At 71.8% G+C, this 22086-nt stretch carries 24 protein-coding genes; 8 read left to right on the top strand and 16 right to left on the bottom strand.

From position 1 onward, the window contains the following. Window positions 1–136 precede the first annotated feature (136 nt). Window positions 137–1933: an NAD+ synthase gene (locus ACGFJ7_RS26795; protein ID WP_360252452.1), complete on the bottom strand. Its 1797-nt coding sequence runs from the start codon at window positions 1931–1933 to the stop codon at window positions 137–139. 137 nt (window positions 1934–2070) lie between these two features. Here ACGFJ7_RS26795 and ACGFJ7_RS26790 point away from each other — a divergent pair, with 137 nt between their 5' ends. Continuing rightward, window positions 2071–3423, top strand: a complete 1353-nt coding sequence (locus ACGFJ7_RS26790) for a glutamine synthetase family protein (RefSeq protein ID WP_097320058.1) — start codon at window positions 2071–2073, stop codon at window positions 3421–3423. Window positions 3424–3477: 54 nt separating this feature from the next. Continuing rightward, window positions 3478–3903: a DUF350 domain-containing protein gene (locus ACGFJ7_RS26785; protein ID WP_392644387.1), complete on the top strand. Its 426-nt coding sequence runs from the start codon at window positions 3478–3480 to the stop codon at window positions 3901–3903. Between the two features lie 98 nt (window positions 3904–4001). Here ACGFJ7_RS26785 and ACGFJ7_RS26780 read toward each other — a convergent pair whose 3' ends face one another. The 3 genes from ACGFJ7_RS26780 to ACGFJ7_RS26770 all read right to left on the bottom strand — a co-directional run bounded on the left by ACGFJ7_RS26780 (window position 4002) and on the right by ACGFJ7_RS26770 (window position 6289). Continuing rightward, complete coding sequence (locus tag ACGFJ7_RS26780; protein ID WP_360252446.1) at window positions 4002–4658, bottom strand: M50 family metallopeptidase; 657 nt, start codon at window positions 4656–4658, stop codon at window positions 4002–4004. Window positions 4659–5136: 478 nt separating this feature from the next. Beyond that, window positions 5137–5517 carry a hypothetical protein gene (locus ACGFJ7_RS26775; protein ID WP_360252443.1) on the bottom strand — a complete coding sequence of 127 codons (381 nt, stop codon included), beginning with the start codon at window positions 5515–5517 and terminating at the stop codon, window positions 5137–5139. Between the two features lies 1 nt (window position 5518). Next, window positions 5519–6289, bottom strand: coding sequence for a helix-turn-helix domain-containing protein (locus tag ACGFJ7_RS26770; protein ID WP_392644384.1), 771 nt, complete (start codon window positions 6287–6289; stop codon window positions 5519–5521). 81 nt (window positions 6290–6370) lie between these two features. Here ACGFJ7_RS26770 and ACGFJ7_RS26765 point away from each other — a divergent pair, with 81 nt between their 5' ends. Then, a complete protein-coding gene (locus tag ACGFJ7_RS26765; protein ID WP_360252437.1) occupies window positions 6371–6751 on the top strand; it encodes a nuclear transport factor 2 family protein in 381 nt (126 codons plus the stop codon). Here the strand turns inward: ACGFJ7_RS26765 and ACGFJ7_RS26760 are convergent. Genes ACGFJ7_RS26760 through ACGFJ7_RS26745 form a run of 4 tightly spaced genes read right to left on the bottom strand, consistent with a single transcriptional unit; the run spans window position 6736 to window position 10189 of the window. After that, window positions 6736–7380 (bottom strand): response regulator, encoded by a 645-nt coding sequence (locus ACGFJ7_RS26760; protein WP_392644382.1) that lies wholly within the window; start codon window positions 7378–7380, stop codon window positions 6736–6738. The genes ACGFJ7_RS26765 and ACGFJ7_RS26760 overlap by 16 nt on opposite strands. Window positions 7381–7395: 15 nt before the next feature. Then, window positions 7396–8679, bottom strand: a complete 1284-nt coding sequence (locus tag ACGFJ7_RS26755; protein ID WP_392644380.1) for a sensor histidine kinase — start codon at window positions 8677–8679, stop codon at window positions 7396–7398. Window positions 8680–8696: 17 nt separating this feature from the next. Continuing rightward, window positions 8697–9467, bottom strand: a complete 771-nt coding sequence (locus ACGFJ7_RS26750) for an ABC transporter permease (RefSeq protein WP_360252428.1) — start codon at window positions 9465–9467, stop codon at window positions 8697–8699. After that, a complete protein-coding gene (locus ACGFJ7_RS26745; RefSeq protein ID WP_360252425.1) occupies window positions 9464–10189 on the bottom strand; it encodes an ATP-binding cassette domain-containing protein in 726 nt (241 codons plus the stop codon). The genes ACGFJ7_RS26750 and ACGFJ7_RS26745 overlap by 4 nt, the downstream gene beginning before the upstream one ends. Window positions 10190–10280: 91 nt before the next feature. Between ACGFJ7_RS26745 and ACGFJ7_RS26740 the strand changes: the two genes are divergently transcribed. Beyond that, on the top strand, window positions 10281–11072 hold the full coding sequence (locus ACGFJ7_RS26740; RefSeq protein WP_392644377.1) for an aminoglycoside N(3)-acetyltransferase: 792 nt from the start codon (window positions 10281–10283) through the stop codon (window positions 11070–11072). On the opposite strand, the gene ACGFJ7_RS26735 is transcribed toward ACGFJ7_RS26740, so the two are convergent. After that, a complete protein-coding gene (locus tag ACGFJ7_RS26735; protein WP_360252419.1) occupies window positions 11065–11955 on the bottom strand; it encodes an alpha/beta fold hydrolase in 891 nt (296 codons plus the stop codon). The genes ACGFJ7_RS26740 and ACGFJ7_RS26735 overlap by 8 nt on opposite strands. 25 nt (window positions 11956–11980) lie before the next feature. On the opposite strand from ACGFJ7_RS26735, the gene ACGFJ7_RS26730 reads away from it, so the two are divergent. Beyond that, the gene (locus ACGFJ7_RS26730; protein WP_392644375.1) at window positions 11981–12544 is read left to right on the top strand and encodes a TetR/AcrR family transcriptional regulator; all 564 of its coding nucleotides are present in this window, start codon (window positions 11981–11983) and stop codon (window positions 12542–12544) included. Between the two features lie 2 nt (window positions 12545–12546). Here the strand turns inward: ACGFJ7_RS26730 and ACGFJ7_RS26725 are convergent, their stop codons facing one another. Together ACGFJ7_RS26725 and ACGFJ7_RS26720 are read right to left on the bottom strand one after the other, a co-directional pair. Further along, window positions 12547–13938, bottom strand: a complete 1392-nt coding sequence (locus ACGFJ7_RS26725) for an RNB domain-containing ribonuclease (protein ID WP_392644373.1) — start codon at window positions 13936–13938, stop codon at window positions 12547–12549. Window positions 13939–14052: 114 nt separating this feature from the next. Continuing rightward, window positions 14053–14664 (bottom strand): hypothetical protein, encoded by a 612-nt coding sequence (locus tag ACGFJ7_RS26720; protein ID WP_392644371.1) that lies wholly within the window; start codon window positions 14662–14664, stop codon window positions 14053–14055. Between the two features lie 49 nt (window positions 14665–14713). Between ACGFJ7_RS26720 and ACGFJ7_RS26715 the strand changes: the two genes are divergently transcribed. Then, a complete protein-coding gene (locus ACGFJ7_RS26715) occupies window positions 14714–15187 on the top strand; it encodes a hypothetical protein (RefSeq protein ID WP_360252407.1) in 474 nt (157 codons plus the stop codon). A gap of 90 nt (window positions 15188–15277) precedes the next feature. Then, window positions 15278–17401, top strand: coding sequence for a hypothetical protein (locus tag ACGFJ7_RS26710; protein ID WP_392644369.1), 2124 nt, complete (start codon window positions 15278–15280; stop codon window positions 17399–17401). Here ACGFJ7_RS26710 and ACGFJ7_RS26705 read toward each other — a convergent pair. Then, window positions 17394–17600, bottom strand: a complete 207-nt coding sequence (locus tag ACGFJ7_RS26705) for a hypothetical protein (protein WP_392644367.1) — start codon at window positions 17598–17600, stop codon at window positions 17394–17396. The two genes, ACGFJ7_RS26710 and ACGFJ7_RS26705, sit on opposite strands and share 8 nt — an antisense overlap. A 140-nt stretch (window positions 17601–17740) precedes the next feature. Beyond that, window positions 17741–18763 (bottom strand): aspartate-semialdehyde dehydrogenase, encoded by a 1023-nt coding sequence (locus ACGFJ7_RS26700; RefSeq protein ID WP_360252399.1) that lies wholly within the window; start codon window positions 18761–18763, stop codon window positions 17741–17743. Between the two features lie 112 nt (window positions 18764–18875). Between ACGFJ7_RS26700 and ACGFJ7_RS26695 the strand changes: the two genes are divergently transcribed. Beyond that, the gene (locus ACGFJ7_RS26695; RefSeq protein WP_392644365.1) at window positions 18876–19673 is read left to right on the top strand and encodes a class I SAM-dependent methyltransferase; all 798 of its coding nucleotides are present in this window, start codon (window positions 18876–18878) and stop codon (window positions 19671–19673) included. Window positions 19674–19675: 2 nt separating this feature from the next. Here the strand turns inward: ACGFJ7_RS26695 and ACGFJ7_RS26690 are convergent, their stop codons facing one another. Genes ACGFJ7_RS26690 through ACGFJ7_RS26680 form a run of 3 tightly spaced genes read right to left on the bottom strand, consistent with a single transcriptional unit; the run spans window position 19676 to window position 22084 of the window. Then, on the bottom strand, window positions 19676–20266 hold the full coding sequence (locus ACGFJ7_RS26690; protein ID WP_360252393.1) for a M15 family metallopeptidase: 591 nt from the start codon (window positions 20264–20266) through the stop codon (window positions 19676–19678). 58 nt (window positions 20267–20324) lie between these two features. Then, a complete protein-coding gene (ribA, locus tag ACGFJ7_RS26685) occupies window positions 20325–20921 on the bottom strand; it encodes a GTP cyclohydrolase II (protein ID WP_360252390.1) in 597 nt (198 codons plus the stop codon). Between the two features lie 32 nt (window positions 20922–20953). After that, on the bottom strand, window positions 20954–22084 hold the full coding sequence (locus ACGFJ7_RS26680; RefSeq protein ID WP_392644362.1) for an ABC transporter permease: 1131 nt from the start codon (window positions 22082–22084) through the stop codon (window positions 20954–20956). Window positions 22085–22086: the final 2 nt, after the last annotated feature.

Here is a 22086-nt window from a genome sequence, read left to right as displayed (position 1 = left end):
CGACTCCTTCCCTCGAGGCCGCGCGGTTGCGGTCCCCGGGTGCCCCGAAATCGTCGCACCTCGCGCCGCCGCGAGGTCAGAGGTCAGTGGAGGTTGTCACACCCGTCCAACCACCCCACCGCCGCCCTTGAACTGACTAAAGGCCTTTCCCGGGGCCTTCCCGGAACCTGTTCGTGATCGGGAGGCGACGGTCGCGGCCGAACGCCTTGCCCGAGATCTTCGTGCCCGGGGCGGACTGGCGGCGCTTGTACTCGGCGATGTCGACCAGGCGCAGCACCTTGTCCACCAGGGCCTGGTCGTGGCCGGCGGCGATGAGGTCGTCGCGGCCCAGGTCGTGGTCGACGTAGCCGGCCAGGATCGGGTCGAGCAGGTCGTAGTCGGGCAGCGAGTCGGAGTCCTTCTGGTCCGGCCGCAACTCGGCGCTGGGCGGCTTGGTGATCGAGCTGTCCGGGATGGGCGGCGTGCCGGGCCGGCTGTTGCGCCAGCGGGCCAGCTTCCACACCATCGTCTTGGGCACGTCCTTGAGCGGGTTGAAGCCGCCCACCGAGTCGCCGTAGAGCGTGGAGTACCCGACAGCCAGCTCACTCTTGTTACCCGTGGTGAGCACCAGGTGCCCGTCCTGGTTCGACAGGGCCATCAGGATGACGCCGCGGACGCGAGCCTGAAGGTTCTCCACGGCCAGCCCGGAGAGCGACATGGTGGCCAGGAACGCGTCGACCATCGGCTGGATCGGCTCGGTCCGGTACTCGAGCCCGGTGCGCTTGGCCAGGTCGGCCGCGTCGTCCTTGGAGTGCTCGGAGGAGTAGCCGCTGGGCATGGAGACGCCGGTGACCCGGTCGGCGCCCAGCGCGTCGACGGCGATCGCGGCCACCACGGCCGAGTCGATACCGCCCGAGAGGCCGAGCACCACCGACCGGAAGCCGTTCTTGTTCACGTAGTCGCGCAGGCCGAGCACCAGCGCCGACCAGATCTCCTCCTCGTCGGCGACGCGGTCGGCGATCCCGCCGTCCCGTTTGTCGCCCGGGTGTGGCCGCAGATCGCTCAGAGCGCCCACCCGATTGATCGCCATGTCGTCGTCGATGTGCTGCTCGCCGTGCGGCGCGGGCGTTTCATCGGTTTTGCCGGACACGTTGGGAGTGGGATCGGCCGCCGGCAGGGACAGATCGTGCACCAGCAGCTCTTCGGTGAACTGACGGGCTCGCGCCAACAGCTCCCCACCGGCGGTCACGATCAGCGAGTCGCCGTCGAAGACCAGCTCGTCCTGCCCGCCGACCATGTTCACGTAGGCGACGGTCGCCCCGGCCTCGGCCGCCCGGCGCTTGACCAGCGGCAGCCGTACGTCGTCCTTGTTCAGCTCGTACGGCGACGCGTTGATGTTGACGACCAGCCCCACGCCGGCCTCGCGGGCCGCCGTGAACGGCCCCCCGGCCTGCCAGATGTCCTCGCACACGGTGAGTGCGACGTCGACCCCGCCCAGCCGCACCACGGTCAGCGCCGTGCCCGGCTCGAAGTACCGGTCCTCGTCGAAGACGCCGTAGTTGGGCAGGTGGTGCTTGTAGTACGTGGCCACGACCTCGCCGCCCAGCAGCAGCGCCGAGGCGTCCCGCCGCCCGCGCCCCGGCACCGCGTCCGCGCTGGTGTGCGGCGGCCCGTCCGAGTCGACATATCCGACAACGACCGCGATATCACCCAGGCCGTCCGCGGCCAGGTCGCCGGCCAGCCGCGAGAGCGCCGCCCGGGAAGCGGCGACGAACGAGTTCCGGAAGACCAGGTCCTCGATGGGATACCCGGTCAGCATCATCTCGGGGAAGGCGACGAGCTGGGCACCCTCGTCGGCGGCGGCGCGCGTCCACGACCGTACCGAAGCGGCGTTTCCGGCGATGTCGCCGACCGTGGAGTTGACCTGGGCCAGGGCGATCCGCAGCGTGGGCATGACCTTTATTCTTCCCCAAGACGCGGTGCGCCTATCGCCACCCGGGACATCCTCACAGCCTCGGGTCAGCGTAATGTCGGCGTAACCGGACCAGGGAAGACTGGCCTGCTAGGCCACCACGGACGATGGAGTGAACGTTGGACCGACAGCAGGAGTTCGTGCTTCGCACTCTCGAGGAGCGCGACATCCGTTTTGTCCGGCTCTGGTTCACCGACGTGCTGGGCACCCTGAAAAGCGTGTCCGTCGCCCCGGCCGAGCTCGAGTCCGCCTTCGAGGAGGGCATGGGCATCGACGGCTCGGCCATCGAGGGCTTCGCCCGGGTCTACGAGTCCGACATGGTGGCCATGCCCGACCCGACGACCTTCCAGGTCTTCCCGTTCGAGGGCGGCGCCAGCGGCGAGTCCGCGCGCATGTTCTGCGACATCCTGCTGCCCGACGGCAGCGCCGCCTGGGCCGACCCGCGCCACGTGCTGCGCCGGGGCCTGGCCAAGGCGGCCGAGAAGGGCTTCACCTTCTACACCCACCCCGAGGTCGAGTTCTTCCTGGTGCAGGACGGCCCGCTCGACGGCTCGGTGCCGATCCCGGTCGACTCGGGCGGCTACTTCGACCACACCACCCACGCGATCGCCCGCGACTTCCGCCGCCAGGCCGTGCTCGCGCTGGAGCGGATCGGCATCTCGGTCGAGTTCAGCCACCACGAGGTCGCGCCCGGCCAGCAGGAGATCGACCTGCGGTACGCGGACGCGCTGACCACGGCCGACAACATCATGACGTTCCGGCACGTGGTCAAGGAGGTGGCGCTCTCGCAGGGCGTGCGCGCAACCTTCATGCCGAAGCCGTACACCGACCAGCCCGGCAGCGGCATGCACACCCACCTGTCGCTGATGGAGGGCGAGCGCAACGCCTTCTACGACGCCGACGACCCGATGAAGCTGTCCAAGACGGCCCGCTCGTTCATCGCCGGCCTGCTGGTGCACGCCCGGGAGTACACGGCCGTCACCAACCAGTGGGTGAACTCGTACAAGCGGCTCTTCCCGCTCCAGCTGCCCAACGCGATCACCGAGTCCCCCGCCTTCGTCAGCTGGGGTCACCTCAACCGCTCGGCCCTGGTCCGGGTGCCCGCGTTCGGCAAGCCCAGCTCGGCCCGCGTCGAGGTCCGCTCGATCGACTCGGCCACGAACCCCTACCTGGCCTTCGCCGTCATGCTCGGCGCCGGCCTCAAGGGCATCGAGGAGGGCTACGAGCTGCCGCCGGGCGCCGAGGACGACGTCTGGTCGCTCTCGCCGGCCGAGCGCAAGGCCGCCGGCTACGAGGCGCTGCCGGAAAACCTGTCCGAGGCCATCGACGTGATGGAGAAGTCCGAGCTGATCGCCGAGGTCCTGGGCGAGCACGTGTACGACTTCTTCCTGCGCAACAAGCGGGCCGAGTGGGAGCAGTACCGCCGCGAGGTCACCCCTTACGAGCGGCAGCGTTACCTGGGCGCGCTGTAGTTATGTAGACGCCTTCTTGTACGGTCTCTCCTGACCACATGTGAAGGAGAGGCCGTGCTCGAGGATCTGTTGGAAGGTGCTGGACGCAGCATCGTTTTCGGTATCGTCGGCATCGGCCTGATGGCCCTCGGCTACTTGCTGATCGACGTGCTCACCCCGGGCAAGCTGCGCGACCTCATCTTCGTGGAGCGCAACCCGAACGCGTCGCTGCTGCTGGCGGCCAACCAGCTCGGCATCGCCGCCATCGTCACCACCGCCATCTTCACCAGCTACTCCGACTTCGGCCAGGGCCTGGCCTCCACGGTCCTGTTCGGCATCATCGGCATCGGCATCATGGCCCTGGCCTTCCTGGTCCTCGACTGGATGACCCCCGGCAAGCTGGGCGAGGTCATCTGCACCCCCGAGCGCCACGGCGGCGCCCTGGTCAGCGCCGCCTCGCATTTCGGTGCGGCTCTGATCGTCTGCGCCTGCATTTCTTAGAGGTACGGATCCACGGACCCGCGCCCGCTTCGACGGGCCCGGGTCTGTACGTCCCGGCCTCTCTGCCGCGGCTGCCGGGCTGTCCTGCAACGAAAGCTTCAGGCATTCCGCAGGAGCAGCGCACCGCCGTACACCAAAGCCCCGATCGTGCCCGCCAGGAAGAGCACCGCCCAGATCTCGCTGGGCACCAGGGTCAGCCGCCGCAGAACCCCGGCGTCGTTGCCGTCGATCAGGTAGTTCCGCCGGGTCACGAAGACCAGCATCCGCTGCACCGCCCCGATCAGCAGCAGCCACACCCACACGTGCGCGTAGAGCGTCTGCGTCGCCCCGTCGGCCTTGGTCGCCATCATCCAGACCAGCACGATCAGGCCCGGCACGAGCAGCCACCCGAGCAGCCCGCGCACCGCGATCAGCATGACCACGAGAAAGACCAGGCTGGCCCAGAGCACCCCGTCGGTGTGCCCGTGCAGCAGCATCCAGGCCCCGGCCAGCCCGAACAGCGACGGCCCGAGATAGCCGGCCATGGTCACGAAGATGTCGGCCAGCCACGGCAGCTCCGCCTTGGGCTCGGTGGCGCCCCCGCCACTCCGCTCGAACCGGATCGACTTGATCGACCGGAACAGCAGCACAGCCAGCAGCGCGTGCCCACCCTCATGCGCCACCACCACGAAGAACTTGCTCAGATACCAGAGCGGCACGGCCAGCACCCACGCCAGCAGAGCCGCCGTCCAGGCTATGTTCGACCCCGCCCCCACCCCCGCAAGCTAGCGAGCCGCACCGCCCACCCACCACGGCCCGATCAGCCGACCCGTTCTGCGACCGGCTCCCGCCCCGCCCGCCGCCCGGCCCCGTCGACCAGCCCTTTGCCCAGTCCGGCAGCAGCCGGCGCAGCGCCCGCCGGGCCGCGTCCCGCCGCTCGGCCTTCCGGGAGTACCTGGCCACCAGCCACGCACAGACGATGGCCGTACCCCGGCCCAGCACGGGCAGCGTGACGGCCGCGACAGTGAGAAGAGAAGCCCAGAAGTTCAGGTCCACCAGCGGTTCCTTCGCCACTCGGGCGATCGTGCCGCGGTCCCGGAGCCCTGAACGAGCGCAGGAGGGATTCCTCGGCTCGACCGCAACCTGTCAGTCGAGAACCCCCCGCACAGGGCAAGCCCCGCGCGACGCGCCTCACCAGAAGCGATCAAAGCCGGAGGACTTTCCTCCCGCACCACACACCATACGACCCCGTGGCTACCACTCGCCCAACTTGAACGTCGTCACCCGCACGTGCCGGGACTCCTCCTCGTCGAGCCAGCGCACCGTGTAGGTCTCACCCCCGTACTCGAAGCGGCCGTCGCGCCAGTCGTCGAGCTCATCGGCCACGGCGTCCAGGTCTTCCACGAAGTCGTCGAACCCACCGTGCGAAAACTCGAGGTAGCCGTACACCGTCTCGCCCGGTCCCGACCATCGGCGCCACCAGAGGTGACCGCCGACCTGCCACCAGAAGCTCTCCACCCGCAGGAACAGAAGGCCGACCTGCTCCCCCTCGTCGAACAGCACGCCGGCCCGCTCCCGAAACGGGTCGAGACGCGGATCGGGCGGGGCATCGCCGGGCGGCGGTCGGAACGGCACCTCACCATGATCCACCGGCCCGGAAGTAGGCGGCGCTCCGATCGTCGGCCGGGTAGTAGGACTCGATGGCCACCTCGTCCAGGGTGATGTCGAGCGGGGTGCCGAACGTGGTGATGGTCGAGAACAGGCGCAGTTCCCGGCCGTCGACGCGCAGAACCATGGGGATCACGACGTCGGCGTCGACCCGCGGGCCTGTGATGTCGCCCGCCAGCAACTCCTCGTAGAGCGCGGTCAGCTCCTCGTCGGGCGCGGCCGCGAGCTGCCGTCCGACGCGGGTGCGGAAGACCGCCCGTACGTCACCCAGGTTGACGATCATGGGGGCGAAGCCCCGGGGGTCGAGGGCCAGCCGCACCAGGTTGACCGGCGGGCGCCGCAGCTCGGGCGCCACCGACGCCAGGAACGGGTCGACCGCCCGGTTGGTCTCGACGATGTTCCAGCCGCGGTCGAAGACCAGGGCCGGGTAGGGCTCGTGCGCGCGCAGCACCCGCCGCACGGCGTCGCGGGCCGCCGAGAGCGCCGCGTCGCCGAGTGGGCGCCGCTGGTACCGGGGCGCGAAGCCGCCCGCGAGCAGCAGCCGATTGCGGTCACGCAGCGGCACGTGGAGCTGCTCGGCGAGCCGCAGAATCATGTCGGCGCTGGGCCGCGACTTCCCCGTCTCGACCAGGCTGACGTGCCGCGCCGACACGCCGGCCGCGATCGCCAGGTCGAGCTGGCTGAGCGCCCGGCGCTGCCGCCACCGCCGTAGGAGCTCCCCCACCGTGTCCACGTCCATGCAGCGTACGCATCCTGATCCCGTACGCCATGACATGCCGTTTCATCGACAACCACCGCGGCCGCCGCGACACTGCCCGGCATGAACAAGACCATCGTGCTGGACACACTGGCCGCTTTCGTCGAGACCGGCGACGTCGACGTCGTGGCCCGGGCCCTCGGCGACGACTTCGTCCACCACCGTCCCGGACCGGTCACCTTGAGCAAGCAGGAGTGGCTGGCCGCCGTCCGGGCCGCCCGGGAGCCGCTGAAGGGCATGGAAGTCACCGTCGACCAGGTGCTGGCCGACGGTGACCATGTCGTCGTCCACTCGCTCCGCCGCCTGCCGGGCACCGGGGCCGCGATCGCCGTCGTCGAGATCTGGCGGCTGGCCGGCGGCCTCATCGTCGAGGGCTGGGAGATCATCGAGCCGTTGGACCAGGTGGGCGCCCACCTCGAATGGTGGGCTCAGCCGGCTATGTGACGGAGGACGGCCAGGACGCGGCGGTTGTCGGTGTCGGAGGGTGGCAGGTCGAGCTTCATGAAAATGCCGGCCACATGTTTCTCGACGACGCCGGGGGTGATGGCCAGGGCCGCCGCGATGCCGGCGTTGGAGCGGCCCTCGGCCATCAGGCTGAGCACCGAACGTTCGCGTGGGGTCAGGGTGGCCATGCCGGTCGTGTCGCGGCCGGAGCGCATCAGGTGGCCGACCACCTCCGGGTCGAGGGCGGTCCCGCCGGAGGCCACCCGGGTCAGGGCGTCCACGAAGTCGGCCACGTCGGCCACCCGGTCCTTGAGCAGGTAGCCCACGCCGGTCGGGCGGTCGGCCAGCAGGCGGGTCGCGTAGCGGGTCTCCACGTACTGGGAGAAGAGCAGCACCCCGACGCCGGGATGGTCGCGGCGGATGTCGATGGCCGCGCGCAGGCCCTCGTCCGTGTGCGCCGGCGGCATGCGGATGTCGACGACGGCCACGTCCGGCACCGAGGCGGCGACCGCCGACCGCAGCTTCTCGGCGTCGGCCACCGCCGCGCACACCTCGAAGCCGCGGTCGGTGAGCAGCCGGACCAGGCCCTCCCGCATCATCGCGGCGTCCTCCGCGATCACCACCCGCATGCCGTCGCCTCCTTCTCACACCTGCGTGGGCAGTTCGATCTCGATCCGGGTCGGGCCGCCGGGCGGGCTGTCCACCCGCATCCGGCCGTCGACGACCGCGATGCGGCGGGTCAGGCCGGACAGCCCGGGACCGTCCGGGTCGGCCCCGCCGGCCCCGTCGTCCTCGACGGTCAGCGTCAGGCGGTGGCGGGTCCCGGCCACGCCCAGCGCGACGTGTGCCGCTCGGCTGTGTTTGGCCGCGTTCGCCAGCAGCTCGGCCGCGCAGAAGTAGGCGATGGTCTCGATCGCGGGCGCGGGCCGGACCGGCAGCTCGACCGTCACCGTCACCGGAAGCGCGACCGGAAGGGGGCTGCTCGTCACCAGCGTGGCCAGCGCGTCGCCGAGGCCGTTGTCGAGGACCGGTGGGTGGATGCCGCGCACCAGGTCGCGTAGGTCGGCCAGGGCCTGCTTGGCCTCGCCGTGGGCGAGGGCGACCAGTTCGCGGGCCTGGGCCAGGTCGGGCGGCGGCCCGTCGGCGCCCAGCTTCTCGCTCGCCATGCCCAGGTTCATGGCCAGGGTGGCCAGCCGGATCTGGGCGCCGTCGTGCAGGTCCCGTTCGATCCGGCGCATCATGGCGGCCGCGTCGTCGATCGCGCGGGCCCGGCTGACCCGCAGCTCGGCGAGCCGGCCCGGGCCGAGCAGCCGGCGCATGGCGGCCAGGTCGAGGGCCACCCCGGCCCGCATCAGCCACGGCGCGGCCAGCAGCATGGCCAGGCCGGCCGCCGCGATCAGGAACGTCCCGGCGAACGTCCGCGTGCCGATCGTGCCGAACGGGGTCAGCGCGTACACCGTTCCGAGGGTGGTACCCGGCGGGTGGTTGCGGAACAGCGGCCACCACACCGGATAGCTGAGGTTGACGATGCCGAACACGTAGCAGAAGGCGCCGTAGCCCTCGGGGACGGCCAGGGGCACTTTCAGCACGCCGTAGCCGAGGGCGCGCCAGCCCGGCCCGTCGGAGATCCCCCTCGTCCGGCGGGGCGGCGGGGCGTCCACGTGCTCACCGAGCAGCCGGCGGGCGAGGAGGCGGTGCAGGTTTCCCGTCGTACGGCCGAAAGGGGTTGCCGTGAGAACCAGAAGCGCGACGGTGAGTGGGAACAGGATCAGGAACACCGGCGCGACCACCGGCGCCGGCTGTTCGGCCAGGGTGCCGGTCGCCCACAGGATCAGCACGGCCGTGCCCGGCAGGATCGCCGGCACGGCCAGGATCACGGCCGCGCTGATCACGCCGGCGACGCAGAACATCACTCGGCGCGGGCTCATCGCCCCATTGTGGCCGTTCACGCGTCCCGGTGGCGCAGCAGCACACCGCCGGCGACGATCGCCACCGCCGCGTACCCGCACATCAGCAGCACGCTGACCCAGCCGGAGAACAGCCCGGGTACGGGCGAGGTGACGGCGATCGAGTTGAGCAGCATCAGCAGCGGCACGAAGCGGCCGACCGCGATGCCGTCCTCGCCGAACAACCCGATCACGATCATCGGGACGAACAGCAGCCCGAACAGGGTCCCGATGGCCGCCCCCGAATGCCGCACGATCGCGCCGGCGCCGAGCCCGATCAGCGCCGTGACGCCCAGGTAGACGCCGGTCAGCACGACCGGCCGCAGGACCGACGGGTCGCCGAGGGACGCGGCCGGGATCGCCGTACCCCGAATCGCCAGTTGCCCGCCCAGATAGCCGGCGAAGCTGGCGATCAGTCCCACCCCGAGGGCCGCGCCCCCGGCCACGACGACCTTCGCGGCCAGCACGATCCGGCGCCGTGGCACGGCCGCGAACGTCGAGCGGATCATCCCGGTCCCGTACTCGCCGGTCATCACCAGCACGCCGAGCGCGCCGAGCAGCAGCTGGGCCAGGATCGCCCCGCCCAGGCTGTTGTTGAGGATCTGGGCGGCGGTGGCGACCGGGGTGTGCGACCGGTAGCCCAGCCCCACTCCGGTACCGGCCGCGGCCATCGCGACCACCGCCGCGATCGCCAGCCACCACGTGGACCGGACGCTGCCCAGCTTGATCCGCTCCATCCGGGCCGCCTGCCGCATTCCGTACCCACTCATGGCTTCTCCGCTCCGCGATAGTCGGTGACCTGCGAGGTGAGCCGGAAGAACGCGTCCTCCAGGCTGTCGCCGCCGGCGGCGAGCTCGGCCACCGTCGTCTCGGCCAGCAGCCGTCCCCGCCCGATGACCACCAGCCGTTCCGCGGTCAGGGCCATCTCGGCGATCAGGTGGCTGGACACGAAGACCGTCCGCCCCTCGGCCGCGAGCCCGCGCAGCAGCTCCCGGATCCAGCGGATGCCCTCCGGGTCGAGCCCGTTGACCGGCTCGTCGAGCAGCAGCACACCCGGGTCGCCGAGCAGCGCCACCGCGACGCCGAGCCGCTGCCGCATGCCGAGCGAGTACGTCCCGGCCCGCCGCCCGGCCACACCGGTCAGCCCGACGATCCCCAGAACCTCCTCCACCCGCGCGCCCGGAATGTCGTTGCTGGCGGCGAGCGCGGCCAGGTGCGCCCGCGCGCTGCGCCCGGGGTGGAAGGCGCCCGCGTCCAGCAGCGCCCCCACGGTCTTCAAGGGCCAGGCCAACTGGGTGTACGGAACCCCGCCCACCAAGGCTTCACCCCGATCCGGGGCGTCGAGCCCCAGGATCATCCGCATCGTCGTCGACTTCCCGGACCCGTTCGGCCCGAGAAAGCCGGTCACCGCGCCCGGCCGCACCCGGACACTCAGCCCGTCGACGGCAACCCGCCCGCCGTAGCGTTTGCTCAGTTCACGTAGTTCGATCACCTCTTCGACGCTAGGCATCCCGCCGGTCCCCGATAAGCCGGTAACCACCCGCGCTCACCTGGGGGTTTTCCACCCCCAGGACAATGGCGGGATGACGCAGCCGCTCCCCCACACGACCGGCACCCTGGCCGCCGACCTGCGCGAGCTGGGCTTGGCCACCGGCGACACGGTGCTCGTGCACTCGTCGATGCGGGCGGTGGGCTCGGTCGCCGGGGGCGTCCAGGCCGTCGTACAGGCCCTGCTCGATGTTCTGGGCCCGGACGGGACCCTCGTGGTGCCGACCCACACGCCATCCAACTCCGACCCGGCGGGCTGGGAGAATCCGCCCGTCCCACCCGCGTGGTGGCCGGTGATCCGCGAGCGGAGTCCCGGCTTCGACCCGGAGCGCACGCCCAGCCAGTGGATGGGCGTTCTTCCCGAGGTCGTACGCGCGTGGCCGGGCGCCCGCCGCAGCGCCCATCCCCAGGTGTCGTTCGCCGCGCTGGGCGCGCGGGCCGCCGCGATCACCGGCGACCATCCACTTGAGGACGGCCTCGGCGAGCGTTCACCGCTGGGCGCCGTCTACCGGGCGGACGGCAAGGTCCTGCTGCTCGGCTGCGGCCATGACCGCAACACGTCGTTGCACCTGGCCGAGTGCCGCCAGGCCCGGCCCACGATCACCGACCACGGCGCCGCCGTCCGCGATGCCGCCGGCCACGGCCGCTGGGTCACCTGGCGGGCTCCCGTGGCCGATGTCTCGGACTTCGCCGAGCTGGGCGCCGCGTACGAGGCGACGGCCGCCGTGCACGCCGGTCCGGTCGGCAACGCCGGGTCCCGGCTGATGGCCCAGCGTCCGCTGGTCGACTTCGCCACCGCGTGGCTGGCACGGCACCGGGCTACTTGACCTCGAGCTTTCCGTGGTCGTCCGCCTCGACCGGCCAGGCTTCGGGCGCGATGTCCAGGGCCGCGCGCAGGTACGCCGTACTCACCCGCTGGATCAGAGCCACCCGCTCCGGGCTCTCGTCGGTCGTCTCGGTGACGTTGTAGCCGGTGACGCCGCCCAGCGAGTGCTCGCCACCGAAGACCGTGAGCAGGGCCTTCGGGGACGGGCTCTGGAAGTACGCGTCGGTGAACCAGTCGGGGCCGCGGGTGGTCAGCGCCGACTGGTCGTTGTCGCCGGCGACGATCAGGGCCGGTGTGGTCATCGTGGAGAAGTCCGGATTCATGAAGGCGAAGTGCTCCGCGGCGAACGGCACCAGGCCGCCCTTGCCGGCCGGGGCCAGCAGGACGCCGGCCCGGACCCGGGCGTCCGCCGCGGTGAAGTCGTCGCCGTCGACCCGGGCGCCGAGCAGCATGCCGGCGCTCTGCGCGCCCCACGAGTGGCCGGCGACGGCGATCCGGTCGCGGTCGATGGTGCCGGGGATGACGCTCTCGATCAGGTCGAGCGCGTCCAGGACCCGGGTCAGGTCCTCGATCCGGATCTTCCAGATCGTCGGAGTACGGGGGTCGGCCGGCGGCAGGGCCAGCCGGCGCGAGTCGAGGTGGGTCGGCTGGACGACGACGAAGCCGTTGGCGGCCCAGTGGTCGGCCAGCGGGGCGTAACCGTCGAGGGATTCGCCGAAACCGTGCGAGAAGACCACAACCGGCAGGTCGTCGCCGGTGGCCGGCGCGGTCACCCGTACCTCCAGATCGGTACCGCGGCCCGGGGCCGGAACGACGACAGGTTTGACCGAGACGATGGTGTTCACAGGAGCTCCGTTTCTGACATCATGAACAAGCGGAACCATGTTCCGCTAGAAACGTAGCGGAACCATGTTCCGGTTAGCAAGGGGAGTGACTGTGACGAAGCGCGCCGACGCCCGGCGGAACGAGAAGGCACTGCTCGACGCGGCCGCGGCCGCGTTCGTGGAATCGGGCGTGGACGCACCCGTGCGCGACATCGCCGCCAGGGCCGGGGTGGGCGTGGGGACGATCTACCGCCACTTCCCGGCCCGGAACGACCTGATCGTCGCGGTCTTCCGGCACCAGGTCGAGGAGTGCGCGGCGGCCGGACCCGAGCTGCTGGCCACCAGCGCGTCACCGCACGCGGCGCTCGGCCGGTGGATCGAGATCTTCGCCGACTTCCTGGTCACCAAGCACGGGCTGCCCGAGGCGCTGAACGCGGGCGACCTGCACGCGTACTTCCTGGAACGGCTCGTGCCCGTCTGCGCCGAGATCCTGGGCGCCGCCACCGCGGCCGGCCAGATCGTGCCCGGCGTCAACCCGGTGGGCCTGCTGCGCGGCGTCGGCAACCTCTGCATCGGCGCCGGCCGCGACGACGGCTACGACGCGCGCCAGATGATCGGCTTCCTGGTCGAGGGCCTGCGGAGGGCCTGAGGTCAGGCCGGCTCGAACTGGACCTTGCGGGCGGCGGGGTCGGCCAGGGTCAGGCGCACCCGGGCGCGGGTGCCGACCGGCAGCCCGCCCTTGCAGCGCGCCCGTACGGCCGGGTCGTCGATCGCGATGGTCCCGTCGGCGTCGAGCACACCGGCCGAGAAGACCTCACCCACCCGGCCCTGCAGCAGCACGGCCTCGGCCAGATCGATCGCACCCCGGTCGGCCGCGCCGGCCACCCGGTCGGAGTCGGCCATCACCTTCGGCAGCTTCGGCAGCGCCTCCCGCGCCCAGTCCGGCACCGGCTGACCGGCGGCCAGGGCCAGGCAGACCTCGGTGGCGTAGCGGTCGGCCAGCCGCCGCAGCGGGGCGGTGACATGGGCGTACGGCGCGCCGACCCCGCCGTGCCCGGTCAGAGCCGGCGCCGAACCGTCGAAGGCCGTGTACGCGGCCCCGCGCAGCAGGTCGGCCGCCTGCTCGAGAAAGGCGGCACCCCGCGGGGTGGCCGGATCGGCGGTGGCCACCACCTCACCCACCGGCGCGCCACCCGGCCACAGCACGCCGAGCGACTTGGCCGCGGCCTGCAGCTTGGCGACCGCCTCGGGCTTCGGCGGCGGCATGGTCCGCAGCAGCCCGAGACCACCGCGCAGCATCAGATCGGCCGCGGCCATGCCGGTCAGCAGCGAGATCTGCGCGTTGTGCTCCTCGACCGGCAGCGGCGCCCGCAGCACCAGCCGCCAGCCGTCGCCGTCGCGCTCCAGCTCCTGCTCGGGCAGGGGCAGGTTGACGGCGCCGCGCTCACCGGCCCGCTTGGCCAGCAGCGCCCCCAGCTCGGGCAGCAGCGCGTAGGGCTCGGCGGCGGTGCCCGCGTCCACCTCGCGCTGCACGCTCGCGTAGTCGAGCTTGGCCCGGCTGCGCACCCGGGCCCGCCGAACGTCGACGGCCGTGGTGGCACCGTCGGCGTCGAGGTCGATCGTCCAGACGACGGCAAGCCGCTCCACGTCGGCGAACAGGCTGACGGCCCCCTCGCTCAGCACGGGCGGGTGCAGCGGGATCCGGCCGTCCGGCAGGTAGATCGTCTGCCCGCGTACCCAGGTCTCGGCCTCGAGCGCCCCACCCGGCGCGACGAAGGAGGCGACATCGGCGATCGCGTAGAGCACCCGATAGCCACCGCCGTCGCGGCGGCTCAGATGCATCGCCTGATCGAGATCTCGCGACGAGGCCGGATCAATCGTCACGAAAGCCACATCGGTGAGATCGACCGCCGCCTCGACGGACCGCCCGGCCGCCGCTTCCGCCTCAGCCAGCGCCTCGGCCGGAAACTCCCCCGGCAGCTTCAACTCCCGCCGCAGCCCGGCGAAGTCGATTTCCGGAGCCCACACGCGTCTGATCGGCACGGCTCCATTCCTACCAGCCCACCCACGAGAGGAGGACCGCGCCATCCGGCACGGCCCTCCTCTTCTTCACTTCGGTTTCCGCCCGTCCGCCCGTTCCGGGGCGGCGACCCGCGGTCAGCGGGCCCGCTTGGCCGCCTTCCGGGGCGTCGCCGGACGGGCGTCGAGCATGTCGGCCGCCGGCGTGTTGCCGGCCGCGGCTCGCCGCGCCGCCGCACCCGTGGTCGCCTTGGCCACCCGGGACGCGTTGGTGGACGAGTTCTTCGCGGTAGGACCGGCCTGGCGGGTGTTCGTCGCCTTGGCCGCCCGGGTCCGCCCGGCGGTCGTCTCGTTGGCCGCCGACCGCTTCGCGTTGCCACCCTTGGCCACCACCGGGCTGAGACCGGCCACCTTGGCCACGGCCGACGCGGCCGCCCTCTTGTTCGCCGTAGCCACGGCCGCCGTACCGACCGCCTTCTTCGCGGGCGCCTTGGCCGCCGCCTTCTTGGCCGTAGCCGCGGTCTTGGCCGCCGTAGCCTTCGTGGCCTTGGCCGCGGTCGCCGTCGTGGCCTTGGCCGCCTTCGTCGCCTTGGTAGCCGTCGCCGTACTGGCCGCGGCCGCCTTGGCCGCCGTGGCCGCCTTGGTCGCGCGGGCGTTGGCCGCAGCACCACCGGCCCTGTCTCCGGCCCGCGTCGCCGCTCCCCCAGCCGCACCACCGCTCCGGGCCGCCGCGCCACCGCTCCGGCTCACCGCCGCGCCGCTGCCTCGGGTTGCCGCGCCGCTGCCTCGGGTTGCCGCCGTGCCGGCCTTGCCGCCCGCGCCGGCGGCGGCCTTGCGCGCCGTGGCCGTTCCGGTCCGCGCGCTCTTCGCCGCCGCGGTGTTGGCGGCCGCGGTCTCCTCCACCGAGGTGGAACGCCCGGCGACCTTTCGTGCCGACGCCGCCCGGCGCGAGGCCGCGCTCTGGGCCGCCGCCGTGTTCGCCACGGCCGTGTCGTCGATCGCGCTCGCCCGCCCCGCGACCTTGCGCGCCGACCGCGCGGCCGCGCTCTTGGCCGCCGCGGCGTTGGCCGTAGCCGTCTGCGCCGTCTCCGCCGCCCGCCCGGCCGTCTTCCGAGCCGTGCCGGCACTCCTCGACGCGGCACTCCTGGCCGCACCCGCGTTGGCACTGGCCGTCTTGGCCACCTCGGACGACCGCCCCGCCATCTTCCGCGACGACTCAGCCGCCTTCTTGGCCGCACTCCTGGCCGCCGCCGTGTTGGCCGCCGCGGTCTGAGCCGTAGCCGCCTTCTTGGCCGCCGCCCCGGTAGCCTTCGCCCCGGTCGCCTTGACCCGGCCACCGGCCACCTTGGCCGCGCCAGTCGCCTTGGCCGCGCCGGTTGCCTTGGCCGCGCCGGTTGCCTTGGCCGCGCCGGTTGCCTTGGCCGCGCCAATCGCCTTGCTCGCGCCGGTTGCCCTGGCCGCGCCAGTCGCCTTGCTCGCGCCGGTCGCCTTGCTCGCGCCGGTCGCCTTGGCCGCGCCAGTTGCCTTGGCCGCCGTCGCCTTAGCGGCAGCCGCCTTGGCCCCGGTCGCCTTTGTGGCAGTCGCCTTCGCTCCGGTGGGCCTCGCACCCGCCGCCGTCGCCGTGGCCCTCGCACCCGCCGCCGTCGCCCTCGCACCCGTCCCCGCGCCGGTGGCCTTCGTAGCCGTCGCCTTCGCCGCGGTGGCCCTCGCGCCGGTCGCCTTCGCCGCTGTCGCTCCCGCTGCCTTCGCCCTCGCGCCGGTCGCCTTTGCTCCGGTGGCCTTCGCGGCAGTCGCCTTGGTCGCGGCGGCGCCGGACGTGGTGGCCTTTGCGGCTGCCTTCTCGGCGGCCGCGGTGGTGGCCTTGGCGATCTCCGCCTTCTTCGCCGCGCCCGTTGTCGCCTTGGTGGCGGCCTTCGCCGCCTTGTTCGCGGGGGCGGTGTTCGCCGCGGCCTTGTTCGCCGGAGCCGTGCCGCCGGCGGCCTTACGGGCGCTCGGCCGGGCCGATCCGGCGGGAGCCGCGCCCTTGCCCGTGGTCCGCGCCCGCTTCGGCGTACCCCTCTTGGAGGGCCTGATCCCCGACTCCGTGGCCGTCTCGATGTCAGGCGCCGCCGCGAGGTCGTCTTCCATGTCCGCCGCCGGCGCCGATCCCATGTCGTCGATCGACGCGGTCGTCATGTTCGGCCCGGACGCCATGGCCGCCGCCGTCCGTCGCGGCGTCACCGGCCGCTTACCGCCACGGGCCCCGGCCGCGCGCGCCGGCCGTACGGCCTCACCCGCCGCGGCACCACGCACGGACCCGGTCAGCGCCGCCCGCCCGGACACCCGCGCCGGCGCCTTGCTGGCGACCGGCTTGACCGCACCCGTCTTGGCCGCCGCCGACTTCCCGGCCGTCTTCGCCGTGCCCTTCGCCGTGCCCTTCGCCCCAGCCTGCTTAGGCGCCACCGCCGTGGCCCCGTTCAGAGCCGCGCCCTTCACCGCCCCTGCCTTCGCAGCCCTCGGCGTGGCGGCCTTGGCGCTGTTGACGGCCGCGCTCTTCGCGCTTGCCGCCTTCGTGGCTGTCGCCTTCGCGCCCGTCGCCTTTGCAGCCGTCGCCTTGGTTTCCGTCGCCTTCGTACCGGTCGCCTTCGTACCGGTCGCCTTCGTACCGGCGCCCTTCGACGTGGCCCTCACGGCGGCCGGCTTGGACGCGCCCGGCTTCGGCGCCGTCGGCTTCGGGGCGGCCGGCTTGGCCGCGGCCGTCCTCGAGGTCTTGCCGGCGGACGTCACCTTGGCCGTGGCCACCTTCGGACCGGCGCTCGTAGCGGCGAGCGATCGCGCGGCCACCGGCTTGGCGGCCGCACTCTTCGCCGCGCTGCGCGGCTTCGGCGCCACAGTCCTACCGGCGGCAATCGTCTTCACGGCGGCGCTCTTCGAGGCGCCGGCCTTCGCAGTGGCAGCCTTCGCAGTGGTGGGCTTCGCAGTAGTGGGCTTCGCAGTAGTGGGCTTCGCAGTGGTGGGCTTCGCAGTAGTGGCCTTCGAGCCAGCCGTCTTGGCGGCACTCTTCGCGCCCGCGACCGACTTCACGGCCTTCACCGCGGCCGATTTGCCCGCCGCGGACCGGGCCGACCCGGGCTTCGCCGCGGACGCCGCCTTCCCGCCAGCGGTCCGGGCGGTCGACGCCGCAGCGGTCCGGGCCGTCGACGCCGCGGTCCGGGCCGTTGACGCCGCGGTCCGGGCCGTTGACGCCGCCGCGGTCCGGGCCGTTGACGCCGCCGCCGTGGTCCGGGTGGTCGCCGCCGCGGCGGTCCGAGCCGTCGACGCCGCAGTGGAGCGGGGCGATCTGGTGGTTACGGTGTTTTTGCCCGCTCTTGTGGCGAGATTGGTCGGGGCCTTTTTGGCAGCGGCCATCAGGGTGTTCCTCCTTGCGAATGACTGCGGGCTCGTCTCCGCCTGGAGACTGCGAAGATCCGGCTTGGACTCAGGGACGTCGGAGCCGGCTGTTAGCTGACCTCCCCGGTCCAGCGGGCATCCTCGGCATCCCAATCGGCATTGCGCTTCTCGACCGTCTCGAGAGCCCGCGTCGCTTCGTCAGCCGTGGCGTAGGGGCCGAGCCGGTACTGGGCGGGACAGAGGCCCTCGCCGGTCTCGACTCGACTGTCGCGAAGGCACCAGAAGTAGCCGCCTCCGCCGGGCCCACTGTCGTTCATGCAATCACTCTGCACCTCAAACCGACCATCCGCCACCGATTCGGGCAAAAAGTCCTAGATTTCCACAATGGAGGATGAGGCGTACGCAACAAAAACCGCCCCGGCCGTAACCCGGCCGGGGCGGTGACTGCAAGCGCTGATCAGAGTGAAGCGGCGACCAGCTCGGCGACCTGGACGGCGTTGAGGGCCGCCCCCTTGCGCAGGTTGTCGTTCGAGACGAACAGCGCCAGGCCGTTCTCCACCGTCTCGTCGGCGCGGATACGGCCCACGTACGACGGGTCGCGACCGGCCGCCTCGAGCGGCGTCGGCACCTCGGAGAGCTCGACGCCGGGGGCCGAGGCGAGCAGCTCACGAGCCCGTGCGGGATCCAGAGGCCGCTCGAAGCGCGCGTTGAGCTGCAGCGAGTGACCGGTGAAGACCGGGACGCGTACGCATGTGCCGGAGACCAGCAGGCCCGGCAGATCGAGGATTTTGCGGCTTTCGTTGCGGAGCTTCTGCTCCTCGTCGGTCTCGTTACGGCCGTCGTCGACGATCGAGCCGGCCAGCGGCAGGACGTTGAAGGCGATCGGCTTGGCGAACGAGCGCGGCGCCGGGAACTCCACGGCGGACCCGTCGAAGGTCAGCTCGGTGGCCCGGTCGGCGACCTTCTTGATCTGCTCGTCGAGCTCGGCCACGCCGGCCAGCCCGGCCCCGCCGACGGCCTGGTAGGTGGTGGCGACCAGCGCGACCAGCCCGGCCTCGTCGTGCAGCGGCCGCAGCACCGGCATAGCGGCCATGGTGGTGCAGTTCGGGTTGGCGATGATGCCCTTGGGCCGGTTGCGGACCGCGTCCGGGTTGACCTCGGAGACGACGAGCGGCACGTCGGGGTCCATCCGCCAGGCCGACGAGTTGTCGACGACCACCGCTCCGGCCTCGGCGACGCGTGGCGCGTACTCCTTGGAGGAGCCCTTGCCCGCCGAGAACAGGACGATGTCGAGACCGCGGTAGTCGGCGGTCGCCGCGTCCTCGACGGTCACCTCGCCGTCGCCCCACGGGAGTGTGCGGCCCGCGCTGCGCGCCGACGCGAAAAGACGAAGCTGCTCAACGGGGAAGGCGCGCTCGGCCAGGATGCGCCGCATGACGCCGCCCACCTGTCCCGTCGCGCCCACAATGCCGATCCTCATGGCGACAAAAGTACGGCCTGACGTGCGTACGGAGAAATCACTTACCCGCCCGAGTTCCACATGTCGAGATTTTTGTCCCACATCCAGGGACAGCGGGCATACCGTCGGTGGCATGGCGACGTACACACACGGTCATCACGAATCGGTCTTGCGCTCACACCGCTGGCGCACCGCAGAGAATTCGGCGGCCTACCTGCTGCCGCGTCTTTCCTCCGGTGTCACCGTCCTGGACATCGGTTGCGGTCCCGGCACCATCACGGCGGATTTCGCGGCCCTCGTCACTCCAGCCCGGGTGACCGCGCTGGAGGTCAAGCAGGAGGCGCTCGACCTGGCCCGCGCCGAGATCGCCCGGCGCGGCCTGGCCAACGTCGACTTCGCCGTCGGCGATGTGCACGCGCTCGACTTTCCCGACGCCTCGTTCGACGTGGTGCACGCCCACCAGGTGCTGCAGCACGTCACCGACCCGGTGGCCGCCCTGCGCGAGATGCGCCGGGTGACCAAGCCCGGTGGCGTCGTCGCCGTACGTGACAGCGACTACAAGGCCTTCGCCTGGTATCCGGAACTGCCGGAGCTGGACGAGTGGATGGCGCTCTACCAGCGGGTGGCCCGGGGCAACGGCGGCGAGCCCGACGCCGGCCGCCGCCTGCTGGCCTGGGCCCGGGCGGCCGGGCTGACGGATGTCACGGTCACGTCGAGCACATGGTGCTTCGCCACCCAGGAGGACCGCGACTGGTGGGGTCACATGTGGGCCGACCGCATCCTCAAATCGGACATGGCGTCCACTGCTCTGCGGACCGGCGCCGCCGACGAGGCCGGCCTGAACCGAGTCTCAACGGCGTGGCGGGCCTGGGCCGCCGATCCGGACGGCTGGATGTCCCTGCTCCACGGTGAGCTGATCGCCCGCGTCTGACGTCAGGCCGACTTCGGCTTGTAGGCCCAGTGCCAGGGCTCGCGGGGGACGTTCTCCACGAAGCCGTACTTGTCGGCGTTCTTGCGCATCCAGGCCTGGGCCTTCGCGTCGAGGTCCAGGTCGGTGGCCATGCCCCAGCCGTGTTCGCTGGTGCCGGGCTTGGCGGCCAGGCCGCCCTGTGAGTACAGGCCCTTGCGGCGGGCCAGGTCGACCTGTTCCTCGTACGGGCGGTACGAGTCGGTGATGCCGATGGTCACGCCTTCGCGCTTGGCGTCGGCGATCATCTGGTTCAGGCCCTGCGCGGCCGGCGCCCACAGCTTGTGGCGCGTGCTGCCGACCTGCTCCAGGGCGTTGGCCGGGATCTTGCCGTTGCCGTAGGCGGCCAGTTCGGTCGGGATGCCCTTGCTGTTCAGGCTGTAGGAGCGGGCGGCCGTGTTCGTCGTACCGGCCATCGCCTCCTGCAGTTTGGCCGCGAAGTCGTCGCCGGCGCCGCCGCCCTGGACCGTTGTCGGCTGGGCCTGGGCGGTCTTGCCGGCCTGCTGGGTCTGGAGCGCGATCATCCGGCTCTGGATGTCGGCGATGCGCGAGTTCACTCTCTCGATCCCCACGCACTCCTGTTCGGCACCCGCGCGGAAACCTGAGGGCGAAAACTCAAAGTCGGATCGTGTGCCGCGTGTGATCGACCTTCGCCTGCAGGTAGCGCATATTGGCCGGGTTCGCGTGTACGCCGGTGGGCAGCACCCGCCGTACCGCAATCTCGTGAAGTCGAAGTTGACGGGCTTTGTCGGGATTGTTGGTCAGCAGGTCGATGGTGGGAACGCCGAGGTCGGCCAGCATCTGGGCCGCCGCCGTGTAGTCGCGTTCGTCGTCGCCGTGCCCGAGCGCGCGGTTCGCCTCGTACGTGTCGAGGCCCTGGTCCTGCAGCGCGTACGCGTCGAGCTTGGCGTAGAGGCCGATGCCGCGGCCCTCCTGGCGCAGGTAGAGCAGGTAGCCGCCGGCCGCGCTGAGCCGTTCGGCGGCCTCGCGCAGCTGGGGGCCGCAGTCGCAGCGCTCGGAGCCGAAGACGTCACCGGTGAGGCATTCGGAGTGCAACCGCACCAGCGGGATCTCCGACGGAGCGGTCCCTTCGAAGAAGAGCGCCAGGTGCTCCTTGCCGTCGGCCAGGCCGGTGAAGGTGATCACCTCAGCGGTGGCGGCGAAGCCGTCGGGGAAGCGGAGCGGGACGCGGACCCGGGTGCGTACGGACATGCCGCCTTTGATCGGACACGGCGGCGCCCGGATTAGATGTTGACCGACTCCCGGCGCTCCGAGCCTTCGAGGCGTTCGACCAGTTCGAGTTCGACCTCGGAGGTACGGTTCTTCCGGTTCGGCAGCATGTTGGTGACCAGCACGATCACCGAGCCGATGCCCGCGTAGAGACCGAGAACGATCAGGTGGGAGCGGATCTCCGCGTTCGGGAAGTAGAGGTTGTCGCGGACCGCCTGCACGCCGGCGCCGGTCGGCAGGTTCTCGCCGAGGACCCGGCCGAACGCGGGCAGGAACTCGGGCAGGATGCTGGCGCCGGAGATCACCGTGCCCAGCGTGAAGTACATGGCGCCGATCAGCGCGCCGGGCGGGCCGAGCAGCGCGACCGCGCCCGCGGTGGAGGCGGTGATGGCCAGCGAGATGAGCGAGAAGATGGCCAGCATCTCGCCGCGGTCGGCGGTCGTACCGACCCCGAACCAGCCCATCGACCACAGGACCACCGCGGCCGACGCCACGGCGTAGACGGCCAGGATGCTGACGTGGGCGATGCCACGGCGCCATGACCTTCTCGTACGCGGGATCAGGCGGCCGAGACCCACCGACGCCACCGTGCCGCCGAGGGCCAAGGCCTGGGTGAGGTAGCCCAGCGACACGCCGTTGACGTCGTCGTCGGGCAGCGGCACCACGTCGGTGACCGGCGGCGGCGAGTTGAGCTCCTGCGCCTGCGCGACCGGCATGGTCTTGCCCTTGGTGGCCAGTTCGGCCAGGGCGGCGGCGGTCTGCTGCTGCACGACCGTGGTGAAGGTGGTCTTGAGCAGCGTGGAGGCGGACACCCCGGCCGCGCTGGCCACGTAGAGGTGCGGCTCGTTGCCGGTGATGTCGACGCCGCCGTACACGTCCCGGCGTTTGATCGCGATCTCCAGGTCGTCCGCCGTCGCGTAGTCGGTGACCTTGAAGTAGCCGTTCTCGGTCAGCAGGCTGACCACCGGGGCCCGCTCGTTCGCGGACGCGACCAGCCCGACCGGCACGTGGTGGGGCTGGGCCTTGTGGCCCATGCCGAGGTAGTACGCGGTCAGGCCGAGCTGGACCAGCACGCCGATGAGGCAGACGGCCAGCGCGAACCGCCGGAACTGCAGCACCGACTCGGCTTGGGGTTCTTCCGCCATTT

Origin of the sequence: Actinoplanes sp. NPDC048988, from assembly GCF_043197815.1 — a bacterium.
Classification (GTDB): Bacteria; Actinomycetota; Actinomycetes; order Mycobacteriales; family Micromonosporaceae; genus Actinoplanes.
The sequence above is the reverse complement of the archived record's forward strand: the minus strand, read 5'-3'. Positions and strand labels throughout refer to the sequence as shown.

What these genes read in the sequence shown, in the direction of transcription:
- ACGFJ7_RS26760 (WP_392644382.1), bottom strand. Translation starts at nt 7,380, where the DNA reads ATGCGGGTGGTGATCGCGGAGGACGCCGCGATGATGCGGGAGGGCCTG.
- ACGFJ7_RS26680 (WP_392644362.1), bottom strand. Translation starts at nt 22,084, where the DNA reads ATGGCGGAAGAACCCCAAGCCGAGTCGGTGCTGCAGTTCCGGCGGTTC.
- ACGFJ7_RS26695 (WP_392644365.1), top strand. Translation starts at nt 18,876, where the DNA reads ATGGCGACGTACACACACGGTCATCACGAATCGGTCTTGCGCTCACAC.
- ACGFJ7_RS26740 (WP_392644377.1), top strand. Translation starts at nt 10,281, where the DNA reads ATGACGCAGCCGCTCCCCCACACGACCGGCACCCTGGCCGCCGACCTG.
- ACGFJ7_RS26750 (WP_360252428.1), bottom strand. Translation starts at nt 9,467, where the DNA reads ATGAGTGGGTACGGAATGCGGCAGGCGGCCCGGATGGAGCGGATCAAG.
- ACGFJ7_RS26795 (WP_360252452.1), bottom strand. Translation starts at nt 1,933, where the DNA reads ATGCCCACGCTGCGGATCGCCCTGGCCCAGGTCAACTCCACGGTCGGC.
- ACGFJ7_RS26705 (WP_392644367.1), bottom strand. Translation starts at nt 17,600, where the DNA reads ATGAACGACAGTGGGCCCGGCGGAGGCGGCTACTTCTGGTGCCTTCGC.
- ACGFJ7_RS26765 (WP_360252437.1), top strand. Translation starts at nt 6,371, where the DNA reads ATGAACAAGACCATCGTGCTGGACACACTGGCCGCTTTCGTCGAGACC.
- ACGFJ7_RS26735 (WP_360252419.1), bottom strand. Translation starts at nt 11,955, where the DNA reads ATGGTTCCGCTTGTTCATGATGTCAGAAACGGAGCTCCTGTGAACACC.
- ribA (WP_360252390.1), bottom strand. Translation starts at nt 20,921, where the DNA reads ATGTCCGTACGCACCCGGGTCCGCGTCCCGCTCCGCTTCCCCGACGGC.
- ACGFJ7_RS26755 (WP_392644380.1), bottom strand. Translation starts at nt 8,679, where the DNA reads ATGAGCCCGCGCCGAGTGATGTTCTGCGTCGCCGGCGTGATCAGCGCG.
- ACGFJ7_RS26730 (WP_392644375.1), top strand. Translation starts at nt 11,981, where the DNA reads ATGTTCCGGTTAGCAAGGGGAGTGACTGTGACGAAGCGCGCCGACGCC.
- ACGFJ7_RS26770 (WP_392644384.1), bottom strand. Translation starts at nt 6,289, where the DNA reads ATGGACGTGGACACGGTGGGGGAGCTCCTACGGCGGTGGCGGCAGCGC.
- ACGFJ7_RS26700 (WP_360252399.1), bottom strand. Translation starts at nt 18,763, where the DNA reads ATGAGGATCGGCATTGTGGGCGCGACGGGACAGGTGGGCGGCGTCATG.